Origin of the sequence: Streptomyces sp. FH025 (assembly GCF_017427025.1) — a bacterium.
In the GTDB taxonomy this organism is placed as follows: Bacteria; Actinomycetota; Actinomycetes; order Streptomycetales; family Streptomycetaceae; genus Kitasatospora.
In genome coordinates this window covers 1-1,318 of record NZ_JAFLNG010001164.1, presented here as the reverse complement: position 1 = coordinate 1,318, position 1,318 = coordinate 1, and the positions used below count along the sequence as shown (strand labels likewise).

The 1,318-nt window shown below is 76.0% G+C and carries 1 protein-coding gene; it reads left to right on the top strand.

The annotated features are described in order from the left end of the window. The coding region (gene malQ / locus J0670_RS38155) for a 4-alpha-glucanotransferase (protein ID WP_207817355.1) at positions 1–1,318 on the top strand (1,318 nt) is incomplete at both ends.

Genomic DNA, 1,318 nt, shown 5'->3' with positions numbered 1-1,318 from the left:
GCGGATCGAGGCCGTCCCCGAGTACGCGTACCTGACGGCCGTACAGAGGGAGAGCGCCGACGACCTGGCCCGCCGGGCGGCGAGGCTGCGCGAGGAGGTCCTCGGCCACGACGGGCTGATCGACCGCGACGCCGTCTGGCGGCTCAAGCGCGAGGCCCTGGAGCTGCTGCACGAGGTCCCGCGCGGCCCTGGCGGCCAGGCCGAGTACGAGGCGTACCAGCGGCGCGAGGGCGAGTGGCTGCGCCGCCACGCGCTCTGGAACGCCCTGGCCGAGCTGCACGGCGCCGACTGGCACCACTGGCCCAAGGGCCTGCGTCACCCGAACGGCTCACAGATCGAGCAGGCCGCCAAGGAACTCGCCGAACGGATCGAGTTCCACCGCTGGCTCGCCTGGCAGGTCGACCGCCAGCTCGCCCACGCCCAGCGCAGCGCCCGCGAGGCCGGCATGCCGGTCGGCCTGATCCACGACCTGGCCGTCGGCGCCCACCCCGACGGCGCCGACGCCTGGGTGCTCCAGGACGTGCTGGCCGGCGGCATCTCCGTCGGCGCCCCGCCGGACGCCTTCAACGCCCACGGCCAGGACTGGGGCCTGCCGCCCTGGCGCCCGGACGCGCTCGCCGCCGCCGGCTACGCCCCGTACGCCGAACTGCTGCGCGCGACGACACGGCACGCCGGAGCCCTGCGCATCGACCACGTGATGGGCCTGTTCCGCCTCTGGTGGGTCCCGCAGGGCCACCCGCCCACCGAGGGCGCCTACGTGCGCTACGACGCGGAGGCGATGCTCGGCGTGCTGGCCCTGGAGGCGCACCGGGCCGGGACGGCGGTGATCGGCGAGGACCTCGGCACGGTCGAACCGGGCGTACGGGAGGAGCTCGCGGAGCGCGGCATCCTCGGCACCTCGGTGCTCTGGTTCGAGCGGGACTGGCGCTCCGGCGGCGGAATCCTGCCCCCGGACCGCTGGCGGCCCGACTGCCTGGCCACCCTCACCACCCACGACCTGCCGAGCACCGCGGCCCGGCTCTCCGGCGAGCACGTCGAGCTGCGGCACCGGCTCGGCCTGCTGGCCCGGCCGCTGGGGGAGGAGCAGGAGGAGGCGTCGGCGGAGCTGGAGGACTGGCGGGCCGAGCTGGTCGAACAGGGCCTGCTCGCCCCGGGGGAGCCGCTGTCGATGCCGGTGCTGTACCGCTTCCTGCGGGCGACCCCGGCGGAGCTGGTCGGCGTCTGGCTGCCCGACCTGGTCGGCGATCCGCGCCCGCAGAACCTGCCCGGCACCTGGGACCAGTACCCGAACTGGCGCCTGCCGGTCGCCGACGGCGCC